Origin of the sequence: Mesorhizobium sp. ANAO-SY3R2 (assembly GCF_042466635.1) — a bacterium.
Taxonomy (GTDB): domain Bacteria; phylum Pseudomonadota; class Alphaproteobacteria; order Rhizobiales; family Rhizobiaceae; genus Aminobacter.
In genome coordinates this window covers 2,515,199-2,541,264 of sequence record NZ_CP159955.1, presented here as the reverse complement: position 1 = coordinate 2,541,264, position 26,066 = coordinate 2,515,199, and the positions used below count along the sequence as shown (strand labels likewise).

The 26,066-nt window shown below is 63.3% G+C and carries 21 protein-coding genes; 13 read left to right on the top strand and 8 right to left on the bottom strand.

The genetic code is table 11. The features are described 5' to 3' along the window. Positions 1-64: 64 nt before the first annotated feature. The 4 genes from ABSY17_RS17250 to ABSY17_RS17235 form a co-directional block, all read right to left on the bottom strand. Positions 65-1,468 (bottom strand): MATE family efflux transporter, encoded by a 1,404-nt coding sequence (locus tag ABSY17_RS17250; RefSeq protein WP_378943345.1) that lies wholly within the window; start codon positions 1,466-1,468, stop codon positions 65-67. Positions 1,469-1,737: 269 nt separating this feature from the next. Continuing rightward, entirely contained in the window at positions 1,738-3,381 is a 1,644-nt protein-coding gene (groL, locus tag ABSY17_RS17245) for a chaperonin GroEL (RefSeq protein WP_378943343.1), read from the bottom strand. A gap of 70 nt (positions 3,382-3,451) precedes the next feature. Next, entirely contained in the window at positions 3,452-3,748 is a 297-nt protein-coding gene (gene groES, locus ABSY17_RS17240; RefSeq protein WP_378943341.1) for a co-chaperone GroES, read from the bottom strand. A 162-nt stretch (positions 3,749-3,910) separates the two neighbouring features. Then, positions 3,911-4,543, bottom strand: a complete 633-nt coding sequence (locus tag ABSY17_RS17235; protein ID WP_378943339.1) for a DsbA family protein — start codon at positions 4,541-4,543, stop codon at positions 3,911-3,913. A 140-nt stretch (positions 4,544-4,683) separates the two neighbouring features. On the opposite strand from ABSY17_RS17235, the gene ABSY17_RS17230 reads away from it, so the two are divergent. The 3 genes from ABSY17_RS17230 to ABSY17_RS17220 all read left to right on the top strand — a co-directional run bounded on the left by ABSY17_RS17230 (position 4,684) and on the right by ABSY17_RS17220 (position 7,943). After that, entirely contained in the window at positions 4,684-5,154 is a 471-nt protein-coding gene (locus ABSY17_RS17230) for a MarR family winged helix-turn-helix transcriptional regulator (RefSeq protein WP_378952804.1), read from the top strand. Continuing rightward, positions 5,151-6,284 carry an HlyD family efflux transporter periplasmic adaptor subunit gene (locus tag ABSY17_RS17225; RefSeq protein WP_378943337.1) on the top strand — a complete coding sequence of 378 codons (1,134 nt, stop codon included), beginning with the start codon at positions 5,151-5,153 and terminating at the stop codon, positions 6,282-6,284. Before ABSY17_RS17230 ends, ABSY17_RS17225 begins: the two co-directional genes overlap by 4 nt. A 120-nt stretch (positions 6,285-6,404) precedes the next feature. Further along, complete coding sequence (locus ABSY17_RS17220) at positions 6,405-7,943, top strand: DHA2 family efflux MFS transporter permease subunit (protein ID WP_378943335.1); 1,539 nt, start codon at positions 6,405-6,407, stop codon at positions 7,941-7,943. Between the two features lie 66 nt (positions 7,944-8,009). Here the strand turns inward: ABSY17_RS17220 and ABSY17_RS17215 are convergent, their stop codons facing one another. Then, positions 8,010-10,001: a pilus assembly protein TadG-related protein gene (locus ABSY17_RS17215; protein ID WP_378943333.1), complete on the bottom strand. Its 1,992-nt coding sequence runs from the start codon at positions 9,999-10,001 to the stop codon at positions 8,010-8,012. Between the two features lie 270 nt (positions 10,002-10,271). Here ABSY17_RS17215 and ABSY17_RS17210 point away from each other — a divergent pair, with 270 nt between their 5' ends. Then, positions 10,272-11,132 carry a TIGR01459 family HAD-type hydrolase gene (locus ABSY17_RS17210; RefSeq protein ID WP_378943331.1) on the top strand — a complete coding sequence of 287 codons (861 nt, stop codon included), beginning with the start codon at positions 10,272-10,274 and terminating at the stop codon, positions 11,130-11,132. 8 nt (positions 11,133-11,140) lie between these two features. Next, positions 11,141-12,124, top strand: coding sequence for a bifunctional riboflavin kinase/FAD synthetase (locus tag ABSY17_RS17205; RefSeq protein WP_378943329.1), 984 nt, complete (start codon positions 11,141-11,143; stop codon positions 12,122-12,124). Here ABSY17_RS17205 and ABSY17_RS17200 read toward each other — a convergent pair. Continuing rightward, the gene (locus ABSY17_RS17200) at positions 12,121-12,675 is read right to left on the bottom strand and encodes an HdeD family acid-resistance protein (protein ID WP_378943327.1); all 555 of its coding nucleotides are present in this window, start codon (positions 12,673-12,675) and stop codon (positions 12,121-12,123) included. The two genes, ABSY17_RS17205 and ABSY17_RS17200, sit on opposite strands and share 4 nt — an antisense overlap. 209 nt (positions 12,676-12,884) lie before the next feature. On the opposite strand from ABSY17_RS17200, the gene ABSY17_RS17195 reads away from it, so the two are divergent. The 3 genes from ABSY17_RS17195 (at position 12,885) to ABSY17_RS17185 (ending at position 17,662) form a co-directional block, all read left to right on the top strand. Beyond that, on the top strand, positions 12,885-13,697 hold the full coding sequence (locus tag ABSY17_RS17195) for a MipA/OmpV family protein (protein ID WP_378943325.1): 813 nt from the start codon (positions 12,885-12,887) through the stop codon (positions 13,695-13,697). A 235-nt stretch (positions 13,698-13,932) separates the two neighbouring features. Then, the gene (ileS, locus tag ABSY17_RS17190; protein WP_378943323.1) at positions 13,933-16,854 is read left to right on the top strand and encodes an isoleucine--tRNA ligase; all 2,922 of its coding nucleotides are present in this window, start codon (positions 13,933-13,935) and stop codon (positions 16,852-16,854) included. Positions 16,855-17,044: 190 nt separating this feature from the next. Beyond that, positions 17,045-17,662, top strand: coding sequence for a hypothetical protein (locus tag ABSY17_RS17185; protein ID WP_378943321.1), 618 nt, complete (start codon positions 17,045-17,047; stop codon positions 17,660-17,662). 26 nt (positions 17,663-17,688) lie between these two features. On the opposite strand, the gene ABSY17_RS17180 is transcribed toward ABSY17_RS17185, so the two are convergent. Further along, a complete protein-coding gene (locus tag ABSY17_RS17180; RefSeq protein WP_378943319.1) occupies positions 17,689-18,141 on the bottom strand; it encodes a nucleoside deaminase in 453 nt (150 codons plus the stop codon). Between the two features lie 76 nt (positions 18,142-18,217). On the opposite strand from ABSY17_RS17180, the gene ABSY17_RS17175 reads away from it, so the two are divergent. The 5 genes from ABSY17_RS17175 (at position 18,218) to ABSY17_RS17155 (ending at position 24,589) form a co-directional block, all read left to right on the top strand. Next, the gene (locus ABSY17_RS17175) at positions 18,218-20,371 is read left to right on the top strand and encodes a pseudouridine synthase (protein ID WP_378943317.1); all 2,154 of its coding nucleotides are present in this window, start codon (positions 18,218-18,220) and stop codon (positions 20,369-20,371) included. Next, positions 20,371-20,925 (top strand): 16S rRNA (guanine(966)-N(2))-methyltransferase RsmD, encoded by a 555-nt coding sequence (gene rsmD / locus ABSY17_RS17170; RefSeq protein WP_378943315.1) that lies wholly within the window; start codon positions 20,371-20,373, stop codon positions 20,923-20,925. The genes ABSY17_RS17175 and rsmD overlap by 1 nt, the downstream gene beginning before the upstream one ends. Before the next feature lie 109 nt (positions 20,926-21,034). Then, the gene (locus tag ABSY17_RS17165; RefSeq protein ID WP_378943313.1) at positions 21,035-22,408 is read left to right on the top strand and encodes a M16 family metallopeptidase; all 1,374 of its coding nucleotides are present in this window, start codon (positions 21,035-21,037) and stop codon (positions 22,406-22,408) included. A gap of 4 nt (positions 22,409-22,412) precedes the next feature. Next, positions 22,413-23,771, top strand: coding sequence for a M16 family metallopeptidase (locus ABSY17_RS17160; protein ID WP_378943311.1), 1,359 nt, complete (start codon positions 22,413-22,415; stop codon positions 23,769-23,771). Beyond that, positions 23,768-24,589, top strand: a complete 822-nt coding sequence (locus ABSY17_RS17155; RefSeq protein ID WP_378943309.1) for a patatin-like phospholipase family protein — start codon at positions 23,768-23,770, stop codon at positions 24,587-24,589. Before ABSY17_RS17160 ends, ABSY17_RS17155 begins: the two co-directional genes overlap by 4 nt. Before the next feature lie 12 nt (positions 24,590-24,601). On the opposite strand, the gene ABSY17_RS17150 is transcribed toward ABSY17_RS17155, so the two are convergent. Further along, complete coding sequence (locus tag ABSY17_RS17150; protein ID WP_378943307.1) at positions 24,602-26,032, bottom strand: MATE family efflux transporter; 1,431 nt, start codon at positions 26,030-26,032, stop codon at positions 24,602-24,604. Between the last annotated feature and the right edge of the window lie 34 nt (positions 26,033-26,066).

Genomic DNA, 26,066 nt, shown 5'->3' with positions numbered 1-26,066 from the left:
GAGTCAGTCCGAAAAGGTTCCGTCGATTTGAACAAAATCTTCCGGATTCTCCCAGCAGGGCGGCTCAGGCTCCAGCGGCCTCGGTACGGGCTCGGAACAGGCCCCAGGAAAACCCCGCTTTTGCCTTGCTATGGACGAGCAGGGCAGAGACTACCAGGACCATCAGCAGTTCGGATGCGGGGCCAGCCAGCCAAATGCCACGCTCGCCTACGAGATGCGGCAATCCCAATGTCAACGGTATCGCAAACCCATAGGTGCGCGTGATGCTGAGCAGGATGGCCCGTTTTGCATCGCCGATCGCCTGGAAATAGCCCGACAGGATCATCACCGGGCCAGCGACGACGTAGAGCGCCACAGTCATCGGCAGGATGCGCGCCACCTCCCGTTGCGTTGCCATGTCGTCCACGAAGATCGAACCGAGGCTGCCATGGGTCAGCAGCATGACGGCTTGGAAAACGGCGCAATAGGCGAGGGCCAGCACCAACCCCAGCTTCAGGCCGGCGTCGGACCGGTCCCACAGCCTTGCGCCGAAATTGTTGCCGACGATCGTCTGCATCGCCATGTTCAGCCCCAGCAGGGGCAGGAAGGCGAATGTCATGATCCGCGTGATGATGCCGTAAGCCGCCACGGTTGCCGCGTAGGCGTCGCCCTCCCAGACCTGGTTCGAATAGATGACGACGGTGGCGAGCAGCGAAATGCCGATGAAGCTCAGGCTCTGCGGCGCGCCGAGTGTCAGAAGCTGACGCCAGGCCGAGGTCCAGCGCATCGACGGTATCAGCCTGTACTGCAGCACGGTGCCGGCGCGCAGGCGATAGACGATGATGAAGATCACCGCTGCCATTTGCGCCAGAACGGTGCCGATCGCCGAACCGGCGACGCCGTAATCGAAGCCGACGATGAGTACGTAGTTCAATGCGGCGTTGGCGATGGAGGTCAGGAAGCTGGCCGCCGCGACGAGGCCGAGCCGCCCCTCGCTACGCAAGCCGTCGCCATTGAGCGACAGCACGAACATCAGGGGCGAACACCAGATCAGGATGGAGATGTAGGTGTATCCCATCGCGGCCAGCGGCTCGGATCCGTTGGCGAGCCAGAGGGCAAGATCCTTGCCCTCCAGCAGGAAGGCCGCGACAACCACGGCGCATATGACAAGCGCCAGGCCGTGTGCGCCGAGGAATGTTTCCCGGGCCTGTCGTGTGTCGCCGGCGCCAAGCAACCGGGCCAGCAGGCTGGCCATGCCGCTCGCCACGAGCGTGGACAGCGCAACGAGCAGCATGAAGGCTGGGAACATCAGGGTTACCGCCGCCAGCGCGTCGGGCCCGACATATTCGCCCAGAAAATAGGCGTCGACGATGGCCAAAAGGCCGTTGGTGCCCGTGATCAGGATGATCGGCGCTGCGGTTCTAAGAAAGAGGCCGGGCAGGGGCGCGTGAAGAAAGGCGTTTGCGCCTTTAGGGTCGTGAGAAGTCATCTCGTCGTCTCCGGAATCGCATCAAACGGAGATCAAATGGGGCCCGCATTTCCATTGGTCTGATGCGTCGGTTTCGACAGAATCCAGCGGGGCTTTACCGTGCTTGCGCTGCGGGCGGCAGGTGCCTCGAACCTGGAGCGCTGAGTAGGCGGAAGAGCTCGCGTTGTCAATCGCGCCCTTGGCGGAACCCGAGGCGCTTCTCGCGCTTCCGCCAAGCAAAAAGGGCGCCCGAAGGCGCCCTTTCCGTAAGTTTTACCAGATGGCTGGACTTAGAAGTCCATGCCGCCCATGCCGCCCATGCCGCCGCCCGGCATTGCCGGCATCGCGGAGTCCTTCTTCGGAGCTTCAGCGATCATGGCTTCGGTGGTGACGAGCAGGCCGGCAACCGAAGCGGCGTCCTGCAGAGCCGTGCGCACAACCTTGACCGGATCGACGATGCCCATGGTGATCATGTCACCGAACTCGCCGGTCTGGGCGTTGTAGCCGAAGGTCACGCTCTTGTTCTCGAGGATCTTGCCAGCAACGATCGAAGCTTCCGCACCGGCGTTGGTCGCGATCTGACGGACCGGAGCCTGGAGAGCGCGGCGAACGATGTTGATGCCTGCGTCCTGGTCAGCGTTTTCGCCCTTGGCCTTGATGACCGAAGACGAGCGCAGCAGAGCCGTGCCGCCGCCCGGGACGATGCCTTCTTCAACGGCAGCGCGGGTGGCGTTCAGGGCGTCGTCGACGCGATCCTTGCGTTCCTTGACTTCGACCTCGGTCGCGCCGCCGACGCGGATCACCGCGACGCCGCCTGCGAGCTTGGCGAGACGCTCCTGGAGCTTCTCCTTGTCGTAGTCCGAAGTGGTCTCTTCGATCTGCTGCTTGATCTGGGCGACGCGGCCCTGGATCTCGGCCTTCTTGCCGGCGCCGTCGACGATGGTGGTGTTCTCCTTGGAGATCGACACCTTCTTGGCGCGGCCGAGCATGTTGAGGCCGACGTTCTCGAGCTTGATGCCGAGGTCTTCAGAGATCACCTGGCCACCGGTCAGGATCGCGATGTCCTCGAGCATGGCCTTGCGGCGATCGCCGAAGCCCGGAGCCTTGACGGCAGCGATCTTCAGGCCGCCACGCAGCTTGTTGACGACGAGCGTGGCCAAAGCCTCGCCTTCGACGTCTTCCGAGATGATGAGCAGCGGCTTGGAGGTCTGCACGACAGCCTCGAGGACCGGCAGCATGGCCTGGAGGTTCGACAGCTTCTTCTCGTGGAGAAGGATGTAGGCGTCCTCAAGGTCAGCAACCATCTTGTCGGGGTTGGTGACGAAGTAGGGCGACAGGTAGCCGCGGTCGAACTGCATGCCTTCGACGACTTCGAGTTCGGTCTCGGCGGTCTTGGCTTCCTCGACGGTGATGACACCCTCGTTGCCGACCTTCTGCATCGCTTCGGCGATCATCTGGCCGATGGCGGTCTCGCCGTTGGCCGAGATGGTGCCGACCTGAGCGACTTCTTCCGAGGTCTTGATCTTCTTCGAGCTCTTGACGAGGTGCGAAACGACTTCGGTCACGGCCAGGTCGATGCCGCGCTTCAGGTCCATCGGGTTCATGCCGGCGGCAACGGCCTTGTGGCCTTCCTGAACGATCGCCTGGGCCAGAACGGTCGCGGTCGTGGTGCCGTCGCCGGCGATGTCGTTGGTCTTCGAAGCGACTTCGCGGACCATCTGGGCGCCCATGTTCTCGAACTTGTCGGCAAGCTCGATTTCCTTGGCGACGGTGACGCCGTCCTTGGTGATGCGCGGCGCGCCGAACGACTTGTCGATGACGACGTTGCGGCCCTTCGGACCGAGCGTGACCTTCACCGCGTCGGCGAGGATGTTGACGCCATTGAGCATGCGCTCACGGGCGTCGCGGGAGAATTTTACTTCCTTGGCAGCCATTTTAAAGCTCCTGCTGGGTCCTCAGGGAGGACACCCGAATTTCAGATTGGATGGATGCGGGTGACTGAAATCAGCCGATGATGCCCATGATGTCGGATTCCTTCATGATCAGAAGGTCTTCGCCATCGAGCTTCACTTCGGTGCCGGACCACTTGCCGAACAGCACGCGATCACCAGCCTTGACATCAAGCGGAACGAGCTTGCCGGCTTCGTCGCGCGCGCCCGAACCAACGGCGATGACTTCGCCTTCCTGGGGCTTTTCCTTGGCGGTGTCGGGGATGATGATGCCGCCCTTGGTCTTCTCTTCGGATTCGACCCGGCGGACGACCACACGGTCATGAAGCGGGCGGAACTTCGACTTTGCCATTTGAATTTCCTCGGTGAACAAGTGAAAGAGTTCCTCCGTCCGGCTGGGCCGGACTTCATTAGCACTCCCTTGGGGTGAGTGCTAACGTGCCGCTGAGATAGTCTTTCGCCATTTTACTGTCAAGGGAACGACAATACTGCGACGGCACGATTGCGGGGGAAATCATGCCCGCGCCTGGGCAATCGCCTTGCGAAGGTCCTCCGCCGACATGCCCCTCTTGTAGAGCGCCGTGCCTATCAGGAAGCCCGGCGTTCCCTGCAGCGCGAAGGCCGTCGCCTGGGCGTGGGTGCGCGACAGGATCGCGGCCAGGCTTTCGCCGCGCCTCGCGAGTTCGCTTCGGGCGAGGGCCATGTCGACGCCGGCATCGCCGAGCAGGTCGGCCGTGCGCCGGAAGGTGAGGCGCTCGGAATTGGTCATCAGGGCCCGGGTGGCCTCGGCGTATCGCCCCTGGGCATGGGCGGCCAGCGTTAGCAGCGCCGCATTGCGGGAGACCTCGCCGAATATCGGCCAATCGCGCAGGACCACGCGTATGTTGCCGTCTTCCGCCATCACCTTGGACAGTTCGATGAAGCTCTGCTTGCAGTAGGTGCATTGGTAGTCGGTGAACTCGACGACCGTGACGTCGCCATTGGGATTGCCGAGCGCCGGCAATTCGGGGTCAAAGGCTACTTCCTTTACTGTTGGCATCGGCGCCGCCTTCGAAGGTCCTGCTGCAAGCAGGGTCAGGCCGGACACCGCCTGCAGCATGCGCCGGCGCGAAAGCGTGCGCCCAAACAGGTGCGATGGTTGCGACATGGCTTCAGCCTTTCCCGACTCTGCGCTCGTATGCGCGATGCCCGTAGTCGCCGCCGATTGGCACCACAATGTGATGGCCGGCCATTTTGCACTGCAAAAATGCGCTTGAATCATGAGCATGCTCATAATATATGCCGCTCATGAAAAGCGAAGGCACCGATAGATTGGGCTTCCTGATCCACGACGCAGCAAGGCTGATGCGGCGCTCGTTCGAGCAGCGCGCAAGCGATTTCGGACTGTCGGCCGCGCAGTGGCGGCTGCTCGTCAGGCTGATCAAGGAAGAAGGCATGGCGCAGGCGCGCCTCGCCGAACTTCTCGAGATCGAGCCGATCAGCGTTTCGCGGCTTCTCGACCGGATGGAGGAGGGGCATTGGGTCGAGCGCCGGCAGGCTGCGCATGATCGGCGCGTGCGCATGGTCTTTCCGACCGATAAGACGCGCGATGTCTATGCCAAGATCAAGGCGGTGGCCGGAGAGGTCTACGAGCATGCGCTTTCAGGGCTTTCGCCCGCCGAACGCCAGGCGATGATCCACGGCCTGCGCGTGATGGTCGAAAATTTGTCGGCAGGGGACTCTGCCGAGCCGATCTGTATGAAAGAGGCAATGAAATGAACGCGGTTGCGAAAGTGAATGACAAGGACGCAACAGTCCAGCCTGATGGAGCGGCGGGGCAGCCACAGCCAGCCGCACCTGCCCCGAAAAAGCGCGGCCGCTTCGTGCTGATGGCCGCACTGCCATTGGCGATGGTTGCCGGCGGCGGCTATTACTGGGTCACCGGCGGCCGCTATCAGGAGACCGAAAACGCCAATCTGCGCCAGGCCAAGGTCAGTATCGCTTCGGAAGCCGCGGGCCGTATCGTCAAGGTCGACGTCACCGACAACTCCGAGGTCAAGGCCGGCGACGTCCTGTTCGAGGTCGATCCCGAGCCGTACCGGATCGCGCTGGCGCAGGCTGATGCCTCGCTCGCTGCAGCGCGTCTGAACGTCGAGCAGCTTCGCGCCGCCTACAGTCAGGCTGTCGCCCAGGAGCGTGTCGCGGCGAGCGGCCTCGACTATGCACAGTCGCAGTTCGAGCGCAGCAGCGACTTGGTCGGCAAGGGCGTGAACACCAAGTCGTCGCTCGACCAGACCCGAACGGATCTCGACAAGGCCAAGGAACAGCACGGCGCCGCTGAACAGGGCATCGTCAGCGCCAAGGCTGCGCTCGGCGGCAACCCTGATATCCCCACGGACGAGCATCCGACTGTTCTTGCGGCCCAGGCGGCGCGCGACAAGGCGGCGTTCTACCTGGCCCAGACCACGGTCCGCGCGCCGTCCGACGGCGTCGTCTCGCAGGCCTCCTCGTTCAAGGTGGGCCAGTTCGTCGGTACCGGCACTGCGCTATTCAGCCTCGTCGAGACCGGCGATGCCTGGGTCGAGGCGAATTTCAAGGAAACGCAGCTGACCCACATGAAGCCCGGCCAGGAGGCCGAGATCGTGCTCGACACCTACCCCGACCGCACCTTCCGCGGCACGGTCGAGGCGATCGGTGCCGGTACGGGCGCGGAGTTCTCACTCCTGCCGGCCCAGAACGCCACCGGCAACTGGGTCAAGGTCACGCAGCGAATTCCGGTTCGGATCAAGCTCGAAGACGAGGACGCCAAGGTTGCGCTGCGCACCGGCATGAGCGCGACTGTGTCCATCGATACTGGCGCGAGGCGCGGTTTCAGTTCGCTGTTAGGCGCTGCTGTCGCCGCCGAGTAATGTCTGCCTGCGGGGTGACCGCAGATTTTTGATCAGGACAACCCGGCAATCGATGATGGCCGGGCCCGCTGATCCCAAAGCCGCCTGGCGTGCGCGAGGTTGGTTCCCAAGGTTGCCCAGATGAGTCAGTCAGCCGACAAGACATTCACCGAAGTGCCGCATCGCGGCCTGATCACCATCTCCATCATGCTGGCGACGGTGATGCAGGTGCTCGACACCACCATCGCCAATGTGGCGCTGCCCTCGATGGTGGGCGATCTCGGCGCCTCCCAGGACACCATCAACTGGGTCTTGACCTCCTACATCGTTGCTGCCGCTATCATGACGCCGCTGACCGGCTGGATGGCCGATCGCTTTGGCGCAAAGCAGCTTTTCCTGTCCGCCGTCGTCGGATTCACGGTCGCCTCGATGATGTGTGGCGTCGCCTGGAACCTTGAGTCGATGGTGCTGTTCCGCGTCCTGCAGGGCGTGTTCGGTGCGGCCATCGTGCCGCTGAGCCAGACTTTCCTGCTCAACATCAATCCGAAGGAGCGCCACGGCCAGGCCATGGCCATGTGGGGCGCCGGCATCATGGTCGGCCCGATCATCGGCCCGACGCTGGGCGGCTGGCTGACCGAGAGCTTCAACTGGCGCTGGGTGTTCTTCATCAACCTGCCGGTCGGCATCGTCGCCTTCCTCGGATGCGCCGCCTATCTGCCTGCGGTTGCCAAGCGCCTGCGCGGCTTCGACTTCTTCGGCTTCGCCATGCTGTCGCTCGGCGTCGGCGCACTTCAGCTCATGCTCGATCGCGGTGCCGAGGTCGACTGGTTCTCGGCGGCCGAGATCTGGGTCGAACTCGGCCTGTCGATCACCGGCTTCTGGATCTTCACGGTCCATATGATGACGTCGAAAAACACCTTCATCGATCCGAAGATCTTCACCGACCGCAATTTCGTGACCGGCCTGGTCTTCATCTTCGTGATCGGCGTGATCCTTTTGGCCAGCATGGCGCTGCTGCCGCCGATGCTGTCGCGCATCTATGGCTATCCTACGATCACCACAGGCCTGGTCATGGCCCCGCGCGGTGTCGGCACGATGATCTCGATGCTGCTGGTCGGGCGTCTGGTCCGGATGGTCGATGCCCGCGTCCTGGTCGTGACCGGGCTCGTCTTCACCGCAGCGTCGCTCCACTTGATGACCGGCTTCACGCCGCAGATGGACAGTTACCTGATCATCACCACGGGTATCCTGCAGGGGCTGGGATTGGGTCTGGTGTTCGTGCCGCTGTCGACCGTTTCCTTCGCGACGCTTGCGCCGCAGTTCCGGACGGACGCAGCCAGCCTGTTCAGCCTGGTCCGCAACATCGGCTCGTCGATCGGCATCTCGATTGTCGCTGTGGTGCTGTCGCGCAATATCCAGATCAACCATGCCGAGCTGTCGACCAACATCACGCCCTACAATCCCAACCTTCTGGCGATGTCTCCGGGGGCTGCCGCCGGCAATCCGACGGCGCTCTCGCAGATCGACGGCCTCGTCAACATCCAGTCGTTGATGATCTCCTACATCAACGACTTCAAGCTGATGATGATCGTAACACTTTGCGCGATCCCGCTAGCACTGTTGCTGCGCAAGCCCAAGGCTCAGATAACTGGCGGCGCGCCGGCCGTGCATATGGACTGACCCAACAAGCAAATGGCGCCCGACCGCGAGTAGGGCGCCATTGTTTGGTTTCGGACTTGGTCGTCGTCAGCTGACGATGCGCAGGTTCGACAGTTCGTCGGCGATTTCCTTGAAGACCTGCATCAGATTTGCGCCGGTCGCATTCCAGTACAGCTTCTTGCCCGGGGTGCTGCGCGAATAGGATGCGCATTTGCTCAATTCTTCGATGGCCTTCTTCTCGTCCGACTGGGACGTGCTGAGATCCAGCGAAACGGTCATGACGATCACATTGTCGGAGCCCGACCCGTCGGCCTTGCGTGCCTTCTGGCCTTTTGCGTTGGTGCAAACCATCTGCATCTGCTCGTCCATTGCAGCCTGGTAGTTGCTTGTCGTGTAGCTCGTCTTGCTGACGGCACTGCTGGTATCCATGAACATGCGGGTCGTACTGGTGCCATTGTAGCCCACGCCGGTGTAGCCGTAGGCGGCATAGGTCGACTTGTTGCCGGCGCCGTCGGGATCGGCTCCCGTTCTGCCATAGGTGTTGGCGCCGTCGGTCAGCACGATCACCACCTTGTCATTGCCTTTTTCACCGTCCGGCCGCCCTTCGGTGAAGGGTGCGCCGCTGGAGACGACGCGCCAGCCCCAGGCCGTTCCTTCCGGAACGTTGGTGTTGCCCGTCGGTGTCATGGCATCGATGGCTTTCAGGATCTGCTGCTTGCCGTCAGCCTTGCTGACATCGACAAGCGGAGTGATCGGCGTGGTCGAACAGCTGGAATTCGGTCCGGCGCTTCCGCTTGGCGAAGTCGAGCCATACGGCTTGATGCGGAAGTATTTCCGCATGTCCTTCTGCCGGGCAACTGCCCCCGAATTGTCCCAATCGACCCACCAGTTGTTGCCATAGCCGAAATTGGCGTTGTTCAGGTCTGGATCCTTGTTGTCGTCGATGACACCGTCGCCATTCATGTCCAGGCGCCAGAGATGCCTGGCCTCGTCGGGTGCGAACATCGGCACGAACAGGGTTGCCGGGTTGGTCTTCGAAGCCGGTTCATCATTGTTGTTGTAGGGTGCTGGTCGCGCTTCGACGCAGCCCTGCCAACTGGAAAACTGGCTGTAGGTGTAGGTGTAGTCGTATTCGTCGGCACCCCTCTTGCACGTGCCGTTCGCGCGCTTCTCGTAGCAGACGTAATGCTTGCTGCCTTCGACGCGTTCGCGGTCCGATTCGACCGTGATATCCTGGTAGAGGCTGAAGCGGGTCAGTGGCTGGTCTTGAGTGTCGCCCCATCCGGCACCACGTTTACGCCAGATGCCACCTGCAAGCTCGGCATATCTGTTGCCGATAAGCGGTGCATTCGCGAGGGTCATTTTCGACCAGTCGAAATTCTCATGATGGATCGGCGACAGTCCTGCCGTATCCATCCATGGCTGGTTGTCATTCTGCGGCCCGATATTGACGGACGCAGAAAATGGGACCAGTCCGAACTGGACCGGCTTTTCGATCTGCTTCATCTGAGCGGCTTGCGCGGCGAGTGTTTCGACGAGTTGTTTGGAAGCGTTCTTCAGCAGATCGATGCGCTTCTGCCCCGTGCCCGAACCCTTTTCACTCATCGAGCCCGAGTTATCGAGCACCAGCGCCACTTCGAGCGTGTTCTTGAGGCGGATGCCGGACTTGACGACGAAGCTGAGTTCGACGTCCTTGCTGGACTTGCCGAGCAGCGCTGCGGCGACGGGCAGGAAGTAGGGCTGATATTTGAGCGTCGTCTCCATTTCCAAGTTGCCACCGCCAAAGTTGTTGCTTGGCAGCGTCACTTTCAGAGGCGCGTTGGCGGGCTTGATTCCGCCGAGATTGGCGTTGAAGAAGTCGAGGGCGTAGGTCTCCAGCTCTGCATTCGTTGCGCCCTCAAGCGAGCGCCTGGCAGTGGCCATGCCTGCTGCGTCGAGCGCATTGCGGACCGCCTCGCGCTGGCGCAAGACTTCGGCATAGTCGATCGCGAGCGCCAGTGCGCCCATGATCGGCACCATCGCAAACACGGTTAAGATCGTATAATTGCCGCGCTTGTCCTTCAGAAATTTGCGGATCATCGGATCGGTCCTCAAGCTCAACCAGGGGACGATCCCACAGAATCGTTAAATTTGCGGTTTCCACCTATGTGAGAAATTTCTAATTTGCCGGAGCGGTCTGTTAACCATGCCCATGGGGCTTCGGTATTTCGCGGCCAGCATGCAAGGACCGTTGCCTTGCAAAGTCCGGTCGCGGCGAAAGCTGGTGACAGGCCGTGCCGCTTCGGCTAATTCCGGGATGCTTGGCCGGCCGGCCACATTCTCCTGTTGGAAACGTTCGAAGGACAGGCCATGGCGGGTTTGCCGCAATCAATCACGTCGCTCGAAGCGGTCAGCAACCGCTATCAGGCACTTCTCTGCGATGTCTGGGGCGTCATCCACAATGGAGTCTATGCCTTCCCGGAGGCTGTGGCAGCACTTTCGGCAGCACGCGAGAACGGCCTTGCGGTCGTCCTCATCACCAATGCGCCGCGTCCGCGCGAGGGCGTCATAGCCCAGCTTGCCAATCTTGGCGTGCCGACCACCGCCTGGGACCAGGTGGTGACTTCAGGCGACGTCACCCGCGATCTGATCCGTACAGGTCCCCGGCAGGTGTTCCACATCGGTCCCGACCGGGATTTCCCGATCTATGACGGCCTCGACATCGAGCTCGTCGAGGAGTTCGAAGCATCGTCGGTGGTCTGCACCGGGCTGTTTGACGACGAGACCGAAACGCCCGACGACTACGCCGAGATGCTGCAGCGCCTGCGGGCGCGCAACCTGCCCTTCATCTGCGCCAATCCCGACATCGTGGTCGAGCGCGGCCACGAGCTCATCTGGTGCGCCGGTGCGCTCGCGCGCGACTATGGCCAGCTCGGCGGACGCACGCTGGTTTCCGGCAAGCCACACCGGCCGATCTATGAGGCGGCGTTGCGGGCGGCTGGCGACGTGCTTGGTCGCGACCTCGCAAAGTCCGAAGCACTGGCCATCGGCGACGGCATGTTCACCGACGTCAAGGGTGCTGCCGACAATGGCTTCGACGTGCTCTATGTGTCTGGCGGCATCCACGCCCGCGACTATGGCGAGCCGCATGCCCCCGATCCGGACAGGCTGGCGGCGTTCCTCGACCAGCACGGCTATGATCCGGTGGCCACCATCCCGAGGCTTCGATAGGCGTTTGCATGGACCAGACATTTCTGCGCGTCTCTGGTGAGGAAGCGCTGCCGGAGCATCTGCGCGGCGGCGTCGTTGCCATCGGCAATTTCGACGGGATCCATCGCGGCCACCAGGCCGTGCTCGAGCGCGCGCTGGAAGAGGCTCGTCGCAGGAAAGTGCCGGCTCTGGTGCTGACCTTCGACCCGCACCCGCGAAAAGTCTTCCAGCCCGACGTTCCGCTGTTCGTGCTGACACCGCCGGCGGTCAAGGCCGAGCTCATCGAGGCACTGGGATTTGCAGCCGTCGTAGAGCGGCCGTTCACGCGCGAGTTCGCCGCTTTATCGGCTGACGACTTCGTCACCTCGATCCTCGATGAACGGCTGGGCATCAGCCATGCCGTCACCGGCTTCGACTTCCATTTCGGCAAGAACCGCCAGGGCGGCCCCGCCTTCCTGATGGCCGCCGGCGAGCGCCATGGTTTCGGCGTGACGCTGGTCGATGCGTTTCGCGATGAGGGTGCGGAGATCGTTTCGTCGAGCCGCATCCGCGCGTTGCTCGCCGAGGGCGAGGCGGCCGAGGCCGCCGGCCTGCTCGGCTATCGCTATACGGTCGAGGCCGAGGTCGTGGGCGGCGCCAAGCTTGGGCGCACGCTGGGTTTTCCTACCGCCAACATGCGGCTTTCGGCAGAGGCGGGTCTGAAGGAGGGCATCTATGCGGTTCGTTTCCGTCGCGCTGACGGGACCCTGCATGACGGTGTCGCCAGCTTCGGCCGCCGGCCCACGGTCGATGACAATGGCGCGCCGTTGCTCGAAACCTTCGTTTTCGATTTTACGGGCGATCTCTATGGCGAGATCGCCCGCGTTTCGTTCTTCGGCTATCTGCGCGGCGAGGTGAAGTTCGAAGGGCTCGATCCGCTTGTCGCACAGATGAAGCGCGACGAAGCCGAGGCGAGGGCGCTGCTGTCAAGCGTGCGCCCCCTGTCGGAGCTTGATCGCGCTTTTGCCTTTTAGGCTCGCCGCAGGCCGAAGCCGAAGGCGATGTAGGTGATGCCCTGGAAGATCAGGTCGATCGCCAGGAACAGGCCGAGGATCCACAGGCTGTTGACCGGCCAGCCGCTGAAGATGATCAGGCCGGCAAGAACGGTGACCACGCCGGCAGCGACGACCCAGCCCCAGCCCGCGAGATTCTTGCTGGTGAAGCCGATCCAGATGCGCACGAGGCCGGAAGCAATCAGGCTGATGGCCAGGAATAGCGTCAGGACTGCGGTGGCGAGCAGTGGGTTTGCGAAGGCGAAGTAGCCCGCGACGATGTAGAGCAGGCCGCTCAGCAGCCACAGGATGAACTTGCCCCAGCTCTTGACGCCGAATGCATGGATGATCTCGACGATGCCGGCCGCAATCATCATCGCACCGACGAAGAACACGGACGCAGCGGTGGCGATCAACAGGTTGCCCGCTGCGATGACGCCCAGGGCCAGCACGATGATGCCGAGCACCACGAACCATCCCCACTTCGAGCGAACCGCAGCGTCGCCGTTTGGCATTTGATCTGAAATTGCCATTTGTCCCTTCTCCGTAAAAGCGCAAGTTCTCAAAAGCGTGGCCCCTGGCCACAGGCGAACGCTATCCCTCGCGATTGAGTCCGTCCAGTGGTCTCAACTTGGGATGGGGATTAAAACGCCCGGCAACCCGAGGATTTAAATCAAATTTTACTATGGCTGCGCCAGACACCGTTCTGCCTGACGGTGTAATTTTGCGTAAGCGGTGCAGCATGAAGTCTCTTGGTCGCCTTTCGACAGCATTTTCCGCGCTTGCCATGGCGGCGGTCCCGACATCGGCCATCGCCGGCGAAGGTGGTGCCTTCGGCTGGATCAAGGGCGACTGGTACTTGACGCTTGGCGCCACGGGCATGGTCGGGCCGAGCTTCGAAGGCTCGAAGAAATACATCTTCAGCGCCCAGCCGATCATCTCGCTGGGCAAGGCGGGCAACGAGACGCGCTTTTCTTCGCGCAACGACAACATCTCGCTTGCGTTAATCGACGACGGCGAGGTGCGCGCCGGCGTCGCCGGCAGGATCATCTTCGGGCGCGATGCCGACGACGAGCTGAACGGCCTCGACGATATCAGCTGGGGCGGCGAAGTCGGCGGCTTTTTCGAGTTCTATCCGACGGACTGGATGCGCGCCCGCGCCGAGGTGCGGCAAGGCGTCCGTTCCCACTCCGGCGTTGTCGCTGATATCGCGGTCGATGCGTTCCACGATGTGACGCCTGCCGTCCGAATCTCAGCCGGGCCCCGCGCTTCGTTCGCCACCGACGGCTATTTCGATACCTACTATGGCGTGAACGCGCAGGAATCGGCAAAATCCGGCCTGAGCCAGTACGATCCCGGCGGCGGCATGGAGTCGGCCGGCATCGGCGGCGCGATCACTTGGAAGGCGACCGACAACATCACCGCCAGCCTGTTCAGCGAGTATTCGCGCCTGATGGGGCCGGCAGCCGATTCCTCGATCGTCCGAGAGCGCGGTTCGCGCGACCAGCTGACAATTGGCCTGTCGAGCAGCTATCGCTTCGACTTCAACCTCTGACATGAGCGAATTAGGCGCTTTATTCCGCGCCTCGGCTCCGCTAAAAGCGCGGCCATGAGATTTTTCGCGCCCGTCTTCGCGACTGCGATACGAATTACTGGCCCGGCCTTCCGGGCGGCCTGAGGCTGCCCGCAAGTCCGGGACGATTTTGCCTGCGCGCCGGATGGCGCCTCTTCCAGATCATGACAGTTGAACGCCCGTGGCAGTATTTCCGGGCAAGACGATGGCAAGACAGATGACCGATACGTCCGAAAAGATCGACTATTCCAAGACCCTCTATTTGCCGCAGACGGAGTTCCCGATGCGCGCCGGCCTGCCCGAGAGGGAGCCGGTGACGGTCGCTCGCTGGCAGAAGATGGGCCTCTACAAGCGTCTGCGCGAAAGTGCTGCCGGCCGCGAGAAGTACGTGCTGCACGACGGCCCGCCCTACGCCAACGGCAACATCCATATCGGGCACGCGCTCAACAAGATCCTCAAGGATGTCATCACCCGCTCGTTCCAGATGCGCGGATACGACTCGAACTACGTGCCGGGCTGGGACTGCCATGGCCTGCCGATCGAGTGGAAGATCGAGGAAAAATACCGCGCCGCCGGCAAGAACAAGGACGAGGTCGAGATCAACGAATTCCGCAAGGAATGCCGTGAATTCGCCGCGGGCTGGATCGGCATCCAGGCGGCCGAGTTCCAGCGGCTCGGCGTCGTCGGCGATTTCGACAATCCCTACACCACGATGAACTTCCATGCCGAGGCGCGCATTGCCGGCGAATTGCTGAAGTTTGCCATGTCGGGCCAGCTCTATCGTGGCTCGAAGCCGGTGATGTGGTCGGTGGTCGAGCGCACCGCGCTTGCCGAAGCCGAGGTCGAATACCAGGACTACGAGAGCGACACGATCTGGGTGAAGTTCCCCGTCGCAACCGGTTCGGACGCACTGACGGATGCGCATGTCGTCATCTGGACGACGACGCCTTGGACCATCCCCGGCAACCGCGCCGTCAATTATTCGCCGCGCATCGGCTATGGCCTCTATGAGGTCACTGCCGCCGAGAACGATTTTGGCCCGCAGCCGGGCGAGAAACTGATCTTTGCTGAAGCACTTGCCGAAGAGGCTGCGGCCAAAGCCAAGGTGACGTTGAATCTGCTTCGCAGCGTTTCGGGCGAAGAGCTTGGAACGCTTGTGCTTTCCCACCCGCTGGAAGGCCTCGGCGGCGGCTATGAATTTCCCGTGCCGATGCTGTCAGGCGACCATGTCACCGACGACGCCGGCACCGGCTTCGTGCACACCGCACCCGGCCACGGCCGCGAAGACTTCGACGCCTGGATGGACGCGGCGGCTGAACTCGAGAAGCGCGGCATCGACCCGGCGATCCCCTTCACCGTCGACGATGCCGGCTTCCTGACCAAGGACGCCCCTGGCTTCGGTCCCGATCGCGAGGGTGGTGCAGTCCGCGTCATCGACGATCACGGCAAGAAGGGCGACGCCAACAAGGCGGTGATCGAAGAACTGATCAAGCGCAACGCATTGTTCGCGCGCGGCCGCCTCAAGCACAGCTATCCGCACAGCTGGCGTTCGAAGAAGCCCATCATCTTCCGCAATACGCCGCAGTGGTTTGTCTACATGGACAAGCAGTTGGGCGACGGCACGACGCTGCGCAGCCGCGCGCTTCAGGCCATCGACGACACCCGCTTCGTGCCCGCCGCCGGCCAGACCCGCTTGCGCGCCATGATCGAGGATCGCCCCGACTGGGTGCTGTCGCGGCAGCGCGCCTGGGGCGTGCCGATCGCCATCTTCGCCGATGCCGACGGCCAGGTTCTGAAGGACGAGGCGGTCAACGGCCGCATCGTCGAGGCTTTCGAGAAGGAGGGCGCCGACGCCTGGTTCGCGGAAGGTGCCCGCGAGCGCTTCCTGGGCAACCGCGCCAACGAGCCGTGGACGCAGGTCATGGACATCCTCGACGTCTGGTTCGACTCGGGCTCGACCCATGCCTTCACGCTGGAGGACCGCCCCGACCTGAAATGGCCGGCCGACGTCTATCTCGAAGGCTCCGACCAGCATCGCGGCTGGTTCCATTCCTCGCTGCTCGAAAGCTGCGGCACGCGCGGTCGCGCGCCCTACAACGCGGTCGTCACCCATGGCTTCACCATGGACGAGGAAGGCCGCAAGATGTCGAAGTCGCTCGGCAATACCGTCGTGCCGCAGGATGTCATGAAGCAGTCGGGTGCCGATATCCTGCGCCTGTGGGTGATGACCACCGACTATTGGGAAGACCAGCGCCTCGGTAAGAACGTGCTGCAGACCAATATCGATGCCTACCGCAAGCTGCGTAACACCATGCGCTGGATGCTTGGCACGCTCGCCCACGACGAGGGCGAGGAGGTCGAGCTTGCCGAGATGCCGGAACTGGAGCGGCTGATGCTGCACCGTCTGGCCGAACTCGACGCCCTGGTGCGCAAGGGCTACGACGACTTCGAGTTCAAGCGCATCACCCGTGCGTTGATCGATTTCATGGTGGTCGAGTTGTCGGCGTTCTACTTCGACATCCGCAAGGACGTGCTTTACTGCGACGCGCCGTCCAGCACCCGCCGCAAGGCCTCCGTCAAGGTTGTCCGCCACCTGTTCGATTGCCTGGTCAAGTGGCTGGCGCCGATGCTGCCTTTCACCATGGAAGAAGCCTGGCTGGAGCGCAATCCTGAGGCCGTTTCCGTGCATCTCGAGCAGTTCCCCGAGGTGCCCGCGGCATGGCGCGATGACGTCTTGGCCGAGAAGTGGCGCAGGATCCGTCAGGTGCGCAGCGTCGTCACCGGCGCATTGGAGCTGGAGCGGGCCAAGAAGACCATCGGGTCGTCGCTGGAGGCAGTGCCGGTCGTCTACATGGCAGATGCGGCGCTAGAGGAAGCCCTGGCTGGCGTTGACCTCGCCGAAATCAGCATCACCAGCGACCTCGTCATCTCGCACGAGGAAGCACCGGCCGAGGCTTTCACCTTGCGTGAGGTTCCGGGCGTCGCCGTGGTGGTGGAGAAGGCGGAAGATCGTGGCCTGGTGAAGTGCGCGCGTTCGTGGCGTTACACCGCCGATATTGGATCGGACGCGGCTTTCCCCGACGTGTCGGCCCGCGATGCCGCCGCCCTGCACGAACTGCAGGCACTTGGCCGGCTGTAACCGGTGACCAAAATGCAACGGCCGGACGGTGATCGCCCTCCGGTCGTTGCCCTTGACGGGGCGTTAAGGTAAAAGCGCAAAACTTCGGCAGACAAACTGTCGCCGGAATTCCGTCGGATGAGCAAGGCGGATCGGGGACCCGGCTCAAGGCCGGCATCTAGCGAGAGGCGTTCGAGTGAAAATCATTGGCATGACGGACCGCATCAGCGCGCGCACAGCTTTGCTTGCGTCACTGGCCGTTTCCGGCCTGACGCTGACGGGCTGCATGAGCGCGCCCACCTACGGTACCGACAAATCGGCGACCGAGCAGTTGGCAAGCGACCTGACGAACGTCATGTCGATGAAGCCCAAGTCCAATAGCATCGACTACAAGCCGCGGCCGGAACTGGTGAAGCCGAAAGCCGGCCAGCAGGCCGTGCTGCCCGCGCCGCAGGACAATATCGTCCAGACCGCCAGCGCCGACTGGCCCGAATCGCCCGAGGCGCGCCGCGCCCGCATTCGCGACGATGCGACCAAGAACCGCGACAATCCGAACTTCGAACCGCAGGTCGTCAACGACATGACGTCACTGAGCGGCCCGGACATGAGCAAGATGACGCCGGCCCAGCGCAAGGCCGAGATGGAGCGCCGCCTGCGCGAGAACAAGCAGGGTAGCGCCACCACCCGCAAATATCTGAGCGAGCCGCCGCTGGCCTATCGCGAGGCCGCTCCGACCGCTTCGCAGGATGAACTCGGCGAGGACGAAGCCAAGAAGGAACGCCGCAGGAAGAAGCTCGCCAAGAAGGGCAGCAGCTGGTGGCCGTTCTGATCCACGATTAACTACGGCGCGACCGCCTACAGGTCGCGTCGGTCCTGGAAGAAGCCTTTCAGAATTTCGGCGGCGCGCGTTTCGCCCATGCCCGAATATACGTCCGGTACATGATGGCAGGTTGGTGACGCGAAGAAGCGCACGCCGCTGACCACAGCTCCGCCCTTGTCGTCGACCGCGCCGAAATAGAGCCGTCTCACGCGTGCGAAGGAGATGGCGGCCGCGCACATGGTGCACGGCTCCAGCGTGACATAGAGATCGTGTCCGGTGAGCCGCTCGGAGCCGAGTTTTTCGGAAGCCTCGCGGATCGCCAGCACCTCGGCATGTGCGGTGACGTCGTTGAGTTCGCGGGTCCTGTTTCCGGCGCGCGCGACGACTTTGCCGCCGCGGACGACGACCGCGCCGATCGGTACTTCGCCGCGCGCCGCTGCTGCTTCCGCCTCCGCAAAGGCTTGCGCCATGTAATCGGGACGTTTCACGTCTCAATCATCCTGTTACCCCTCGCTTACCCCCGAGCTTCCTGTTATCTACCCGCCGAAAAGGGCAAAGGCCACTATGGACGACGATCGAAAGAAATTCCCGCGCAAGGGCGGCTCAAAACCCGGCGGCGCTGGCGGCCGCGACGGCGGCCCGAAGAAGTTCGGCAAGCCGCGCGCCGAGGGCGCGGGCAAGCCTTTTGCCAAGAAGCCATACGCACCGCGCGCTGAAGGTGCCGAGGGCGGCGATCGTCCCAAGCGTGATTTTCGTCCGCGCGACGGCGAGGCCCGTCCCGCCGGCGCCGAGCGTCCGTTCCGCAAGGGCCCGCGCCCCGAAGGCAGGCCGTTCGAAAAGCGCGAAGGCCGTCCGTTTGCCGACAAGCCCTACCGCCCGCGTCCGGCTGAAGGCGCTGAGGGGGCCGAGCGTCCGCGCCGCGAATTCCGCCGTGACGACCGTCCGCGTGATGGCGAAGCGCGCACGGAGAGTGGCGAGCGCCCGTTCCGCAAGGGGCCACGCCCGGAGGGCAGGCCCTACGAGAAGCGCGAAGGCGGCCGTTCCTTTGGCGACAAGCCATATCGTCCGCGTCCCGCCGAGGGCGCCGAGGGTGGCGAGCGCCCGTTCCGCAAGGGGCCGCGTCCCGAGGGCAAGCCGTACGAGAAGCGCGAAGGTGGCCGTTCCTTTGGCGATAAGCCTTATCGCCCACGTCCCGCCGAAGGTGAAGGCACTGAGCGTCCGCGTCGTGAGTTCCGCCGCGACGACCGTCCGCATGATGGCGAGACACGCCACGAAGGCGGCGAACGTCCGTTCCGCAAGGGACCGCGACCCGAGGGCAGGCCTTACGAGAAGCGCGAAGGCGGGGAGAGGTCGTTCCGGCCAAGGCCGGAAGGCGACCGTCGCCCAAGCGACGATGGCTTCAAGCCGCGTCCACGCAGGACCGAGGAAGCCGCCGAGCCGGGCGAGCGCATCGCCAAGCGGCTTGCGCGCGCCGGCATCGCGTCGCGCCGCGACGCCGAGGAACTGATTGCCGCCGGCCGCATCAAGGTCAACGGCAAGATACTTTCGTCGCCGGCTTTCAACGTGATGCCTGACGATGTCATCCATCTCGACGGCACCGAGATTCCGCCGATCGAGCGCACCCGGCTGTTCCTGTTCCACAAGCCTGCGGGCCTGGTAACGACCAATCGCGACCCCGAAGGCCGCAAGACCGTCTTCGACGTTCTTCCCGCCGAGCTGCCGCGGCTGATGACCATCGGCCGGCTCGACATCAACACCGAGGGCCTGCTGCTTCTGACCAATGACGGCGGGCTGTCGCGGGTGCTGGAGCTGCCAGCGACCGGCTGGCTGCGCCGCTACCGCGTGCGCGTCCATGGCAAGGTCGAGCAGAAGACCCTGGATGGGCTCAAGGACGGCATCGCCGTCGAGGGCGTGTTCTACGGCTCGGTCGAAGCGACGCTCGACCGCGAGCAAGGCACCAATGCCTGGATCACCATCGGCCTGCGTGAGGGCAAGAACCGCGAGGTCAAGAACATTCTCGGCGCGCTTGGCCTGGAGGTTAACCGGCTGATCCGCATCTCCTATGGCCCGTTCCAGCTCGGCGAACTGCCGGAGGGACACGTCCAGGAGGTCAAGGGCAAGATGCTGCGCGACCAGCTTGGCGAGCGGCTGATAGAGGAGTCCGGCGCCAACTTCGACGCCGACATCGTCAAGCCCTTCTCCAACAAGCCGACACCCCGCCGCGAGGAGCCGCGCGCCGAAGAACCGGCGCGTCCGCGGATTCAGCGCGACGGCGAGCGCGGCCGCATCGGTGAGGGCGGACTGATCAAGAACCGCAAGCGGTCCAATGAGCGTCACCGTGAAGACGTTCTGGGCCGTCTGTCGACCGAGCGCCCGAGTTTCGGCGACAAGCCCAAGTTTGGCGACAAGCCAAAATTTGGTGACAAGCCGAAATTCGGCGACAAGAAGTTCGGCGATCGTCCGAAATTCGGCGGCAAGAAGGGCGGCGAGCGCGAGCAGAAGCCGTTCGAGACGCCCGGCGCGCGCAAGGCCAATGTGTGGATGGCGCCCGGTGCACGACCGCAGAGCGAGAAGGCCAAGGCTGAGGCCGCATCGCGGCCGCCGCGTGACAAGCCTCGCTTTGAAAAGTCGGGCTTCGACAAGCCCCGTTTCGACAAGCCAAGGGGTGAGCGTCCTGGTGGCGGCCGTCCGACCGGTCCGCGCAAGGGCCGTAGCTGATGCGCGTAGTCGGTGGTGATTTGCGTGGCCGCCCTTTGGCCACGCCGCGGGACCATGCCATTCGTCCGACCACCGACCGCACCCGCGAAGCGTTGTTCAACATGCTCGCCCATCGCTTCGCCGACAGGCTCGAAGGCGCGCGCGTGCTCGATCTCTTCGCGGGCACCGGCGCCCTCGGCGTCGAGGCGCTGTCGCGCGGCGCCTCCTATTGCGTCTTCATCGAGGAGTCGGCCGAAGGCCGCGGCCTGATCCGCACCAATGTCGAAGCGTTCGGCCTGACGGGTCGGACAAAGATCTTCCGTCGCGATGCCACCAGCCTCGGCGACGCCGGTACGATGGGGCCGTTCGGCCTTGTGTTTGCCGATCCGCCCTATGGCAAGGGGCTCGGCGAGCGAGCACTTCATTCGGCTCGCGCCGGAGGCTGGCTCGCGCCGCGCGCGCTCTGCATCGTGGAAGAGACGGCGGCGGTGGCTTTCGAGCCCGGGCCGGGCTTTTCGGTCCTCGATGAACGCTCTTACGGCGAAACGGTGATCCGCTTTATCGAAACTGAATAGCGCGCCCGCCCGACTTCGGCCCTTTTTTGTTGGCAGAGACAGCCCCAAGTTCAGTGTTCGCGGCCTTCAGAGGCTCATAAGGCGGCGCTTACAAATTCAGAGGCAGTCAATGATATTGGGATTTCTGCGGGCGAAGGGCCCGCTGCCGGCCGTGCTTGCCTTAGGCTTGGCATGGGCTGCACCGGCTCTGGCCGAAGCCCCGGGAAAGGGCGGGGTGGCTTCCAGCTTCACCTTGGACAATGGCATGCAGGTAGTGGTCATTCCCGACCATCGTGCGCCTGTCGTCACGCATATGGTCTGGTACAAGGTCGGCAGCGCCGACGAGGTGCCAGGCAAGTCGGGTATCGCCCATTTCTTCGAACATCTGATGTTCAAGGGCACGACCAACCACAAGTCAGGCGAGTTTGACCAGAAGGTCGCCGAGATCGGTGGGAACGAGAACGCCTTCACCACCTATGACTATACCGCCTATCACCAGACCGTGCCGCCATCGGCGCTCGAAACCATGATGAGTTTCGAGGCCGACCGCATGCGCAACCTCGTGCTGACGGATGACGTTATCGGTCCCGAGCGCGACGTCGTCCTCGAGGAGCGCCGCTCCCGCATCGAAAACAGCCCGGGCTCGTTGCTCGACGAGGAAGTTGACGCGACGCTCTACCAGAACGAACCGTACCGAACTCCCGTCATTGGCTGGATGCACGAGATCGAACAGCTCAACCGCACCGATGCGATAGCCTTCTACAACCAATATTACGCGCCCAACAATGCGATCCTGGTCGTGGCTGGTGATGTCGAGCCGGAGACGGTCAAGGCGCTCGCCGAAAAGACCTATGGCAAGGTGGCGCGCGGCCCCGACCTTCCGCCGCGGGTCCGTCCGATGGAGCCGACACACGACACCAAGCGTACCGTTGAACTGCGCGACGAACGCGTGACGGTTCCGAGCTTTTCAAAAGCCTGGGTTGTGCCATCATATCAGACAGCGAAGGACGGCGAGGCTGAAGCACTGGATCTGCTTTCCGAAATCCTTGGCGGCGGCACGCTCAGTCGCCTAAATCAGAGCCTTGTGGTCGAGCAGGGCATTGCTTCTTCCGCGGGCGCTGGCTTCGAGGGTATGATGCTGGGCGAAACAAGTTTCACCGTCTATGGGGCGCCGCGCGGCGAGGCCGATCTGCAGCAGGTAGAGGCTGCCGTCGATGCCGAAATCCGCCGCATCATCAAGGACGGCGTGACTGCCGAGGAACTCGAAAAGGCCAAGGATCGCTTCGTGCGCTCGACGATCTTCGCTCGTGACAACCAGGCCAGCATGGCCAACATTTACGGCGCCACCCTGGCTACCGGTGGAACCGTAGCCGATGTCGAGCAATGGCCGGATCGTATCCGCGCCGTGACTGCCGATCAGATCAAGGCTGTGGCAGCCAAATATCTCAACCCCGACCATTCGGTCGCCGGCTATCTCCTGCCGGCCAAGCCTGTCGAGAAGTGAGCTGATGACCAAGTCTATTGCAGTGCATTTCAGGCCATTCGCGTCGGCGACGACGCTGATGCTGGCCCTTGCTTTCCTTGTCCTGCCTCCCGTCGTGGCAGCGCGGGCCGAGGTTCGTATCCAGGAGGTCAAGTCCGAAAAGGGCATCACCGCCTGGTTGGTCGAAGATTATTCGGTTCCGATCGTCGCGTTCAAGTTCCTGTTCGCCGGCGGAAGTGCGCAAGACCCTGCCGGCAAGGAGGGACTGGCCAACCTGATGACAGGCATGTTCGACGAGGGCGCCGGAGACATCGATGGCGACACGTTCCAGACCAAGCTGGACGATTCTGGTGCTGAGATTGGCTTCCGCGAAAGCAACGACGCGGTGAGCGGGTCGATGCGCGTGCTTGCCGACCAGCAGGACGACGCTTTCGAACTGCTGGCGTTGGCGGTCCAGAAGCCACGTTTCGACCAGGAGCCGATCGATCGCATCCGTTCGCAGGTTGTTGCCGGCATCGCCGCCAACAAGCGCGATCCCGAGACGCTGGCCGCCCATGTCTGGGCTGCGGCGATCTATGGCGACCACCCCTATTCGAGGCCTGACGCGGGAACCGAGCAGTCTCTGGCGAACATTAGCGCCGACGATCTGCGCGCTTTCCACAGGGCCAACTTTGCGCGAGACAACCTCCACGTCGCGGTCGTCGGGGCAATCGATGCCGAGACCCTCAAGAAGCGGCTGGATCAGGTATTCGGCGACCTGCCGGAAAAGGCGCAATTGCGTTCGGTCGAACGTGTCGATCCGAAGCTGGGCCAGAGCGTTCACAACGAATATAATTTGCCCCAGACCTCCCTGCAGCTCGTCTACCCCGGCGTGCGGCGCGAAGCGCCCGACTTCCTCGCAGCGGCGCTGGTTGACCAGATACTCGGCGGTGGCCCGTTCTCGTCGCGGCTGTACGACGAAGTGCGCGAGAAGCGCGGGCTGGCCTACAACGTCAGTTCTTCGCTGATCAACCAGGAGAATTCGTCTTCGATGATGATCTCCACTGCGACCCGTTCGGACCGTGCGGCCGAGACGCTGGGCGTCATCCGCGATGTCGTTCGCAAGATGGCCGAGGAAGGGCCGACCGCAGCCGAGCTGGAAGCGGCCAAGAAATACATGATCGGTGCCTACGCCATCAACAATCTCGACTCTTCGAGCGCCATTGCCAGTACGCTGGTGGATTTGCAGGTCGACAAGCTGGGCATCGACTACATGAAGCGGCGCGTCGACCTCATCAACGCCGTCACGCTCGACGAGGTCAAGGCTGCCGCGCGCAAGCTGCTGTCGGTCGAACCGGCCGTGATGATCCTGGGCCCGAAGCTGGCGGGTACGGTCAACGGATGAGCCCAACCTTCGCACTTGCCCTGGGAGGTGGCGGGGCGCGCGGGTTGGCGCATATCCATGTCATCGAGGCGCTGGATGAGCTTGGCGTAAGGCCGGTGGCGATCGCCGGTTCGTCCATCGGTGCGATCATGGGGGCCGGCATGGCTGCCGGCCTGTCCGGGCGGGAAATCCACGAGCACTGCCGATCCGTGCTCGGACGGCCAGCGGAAGTCGCAAGCAGGATGTGGCGGGCGCGTCCCGGCACGCTCTCGGAGATGGTCGAGAGCGGCATCAGGGTCACGCAGTTCAATGTCGAGCGCATCCTGAAGGCGTTTCTGCCGGAGGGGGTGCCCGCAACTTTCGAAGAGCTTGCGGTGCCGCTCAAGGTGACGGCGACCGACTATTTCGGCCATAGCTCGGCAGTGTTCGACAGCGGCGAGCTCTTCTCCGCGCTGGCGGCTTCGGCTGCCATTCCGGCCGTGTTCAAGCCGGTGATGCGCGGCAACAAGCTCTATATCGATGGTGGCATCTACAATCCGGTGCCGTTCGACCTGCTAGACGGGCTGGCCGACTACACCATCGCCATAGACGTCGTGGGCGCGCCGGTCGAGAATGACGGCAGGCGCTTGAACTCGATCGACCTGATGTTCGGCGCGAGCCAGTTGATGATGCAGTCGATCATCGCCAACAAGCTTGGGCAAAGCCAGCCGGACATCTTCCTGCGCCCGCCTGTGTCACGCTTCCGCGCGCTCGACTTCCTCAAGATCGACCAGGTGATGGCCGAAACGGTGGCGATCAAGGACGAGCTGAAGCGCGCGGTGGACGAGATACTTCAGTAGCTCGGCGGACGCTCACTGCAGAGTCGAGGCCTTGCCGGTGGAGAAGGGCGACTTCGCCGCCGGCGGCGGCGTTGGCATCGGCTCGCCCTGATGCGTCGGCTTGCTGGCGATCTCCCTGACGACGCGGAAACACACCAGCATCGACACGACGCCGAACACCACGGCGCCCAGGCCCCATCCGGCAATGACGCCGAGGGCGCCCCAGTAGTGTGCGCCGACCCACACAAAGGGAATGACGCCGAGCGTCGAGCGGCCCCAGTTGAACACCGTCGAATAGGTCGGATAGCCGAGATTGTTGAACGCTGCGCTCGAAACGAAGATAGCGCCGTTGAACAGGAAGCTGCCCGCGGCAAACCAGCAGAAGAACAAGATCAGATCGCGTGCCACGCCCACCGCGCCGAACGCGCTGGCGATCGGGTTGGCAAAGATTGCCAAGAGCGCCCACACGACCAGCACATAGCCGATGGTGAACACAAGGCTGTCGCGCATCGTCGTGGTCAGGCGGTCGAATTTGCGCGCACCGTAGTTCTGGCCGAGGATCGGCCCGACCGCGCCCGACAGGGCAAAGAGCACGCCGAACGCCACCGGAACCAGGCGGCCGATGATAGCCCAGCCGGCAACGGCCTGATCGCCATAGGCGGCAATCTCGATGGTCACGAATGCGTTCCCAACCGGCGTGGCGACCTGCGTGAGCATCGCCGGCAGGCCGATGGCGAAGAACGGCCGCACGGCGTCGCGCAACCCGCCGAGGTCTGGGAGCCTGATCAGCTTGTGCACCACATGCGCCCCGTGCAGGCCGATCACGAGCATGACGGTGCGCGACAGCACTGTCGCTATCGCAGCGCCGTCGAGGCCGAGGTTGAAGCCGAAGATGAACAGCGGGTCGAAGATCGCGGCGGCGATGCCGCTGCCCAGCGTGACATACATGGCGCGGCGGGCATCGCCGACCCCGCGCAGGATGCCGGTCGTGCACATGCCGAGCGCCATGATGGGGAAGGACGGCAGCACGATCTGAAGGAATCGCGTCGACAGTTCCAGCGTTTGGCCCGTGGCGCCGAGCAGCGCGAGAAGCGGCCGCAGGAACGGAAACGTCAAGACGGTGACCAACAGGGTCGCAAGCGCCATGAAAACCATGGAGGCACCGCCCATGCGCGCCGCTTCCTCCCGCTGGCCGCGGCCCAGGCAGCGGGCGACGAGCGCGCCGCAGGCGATGGTGAAGCCGATAGAGATCGAGACGGTGAAGAACAGCAGCGTCGAGGCAAATCCCACCGCCGCGGCCAGTTCCTCGACGCCGAGCAGCGAAATGTAGAACAGGTTGAGTGCATCGACGATGAAGATGGAGATCAGGCCGACCGAACCCGTCGCGGTCATCACGATGACGTGTCGCATCGTCGAACCGACGGTGAATTTCGCTGGCGCTGCCGCCTGAGCCTGACTGGACATGTCGATTTCCCAAAGTTTCTGGCGGCGAAGCGCT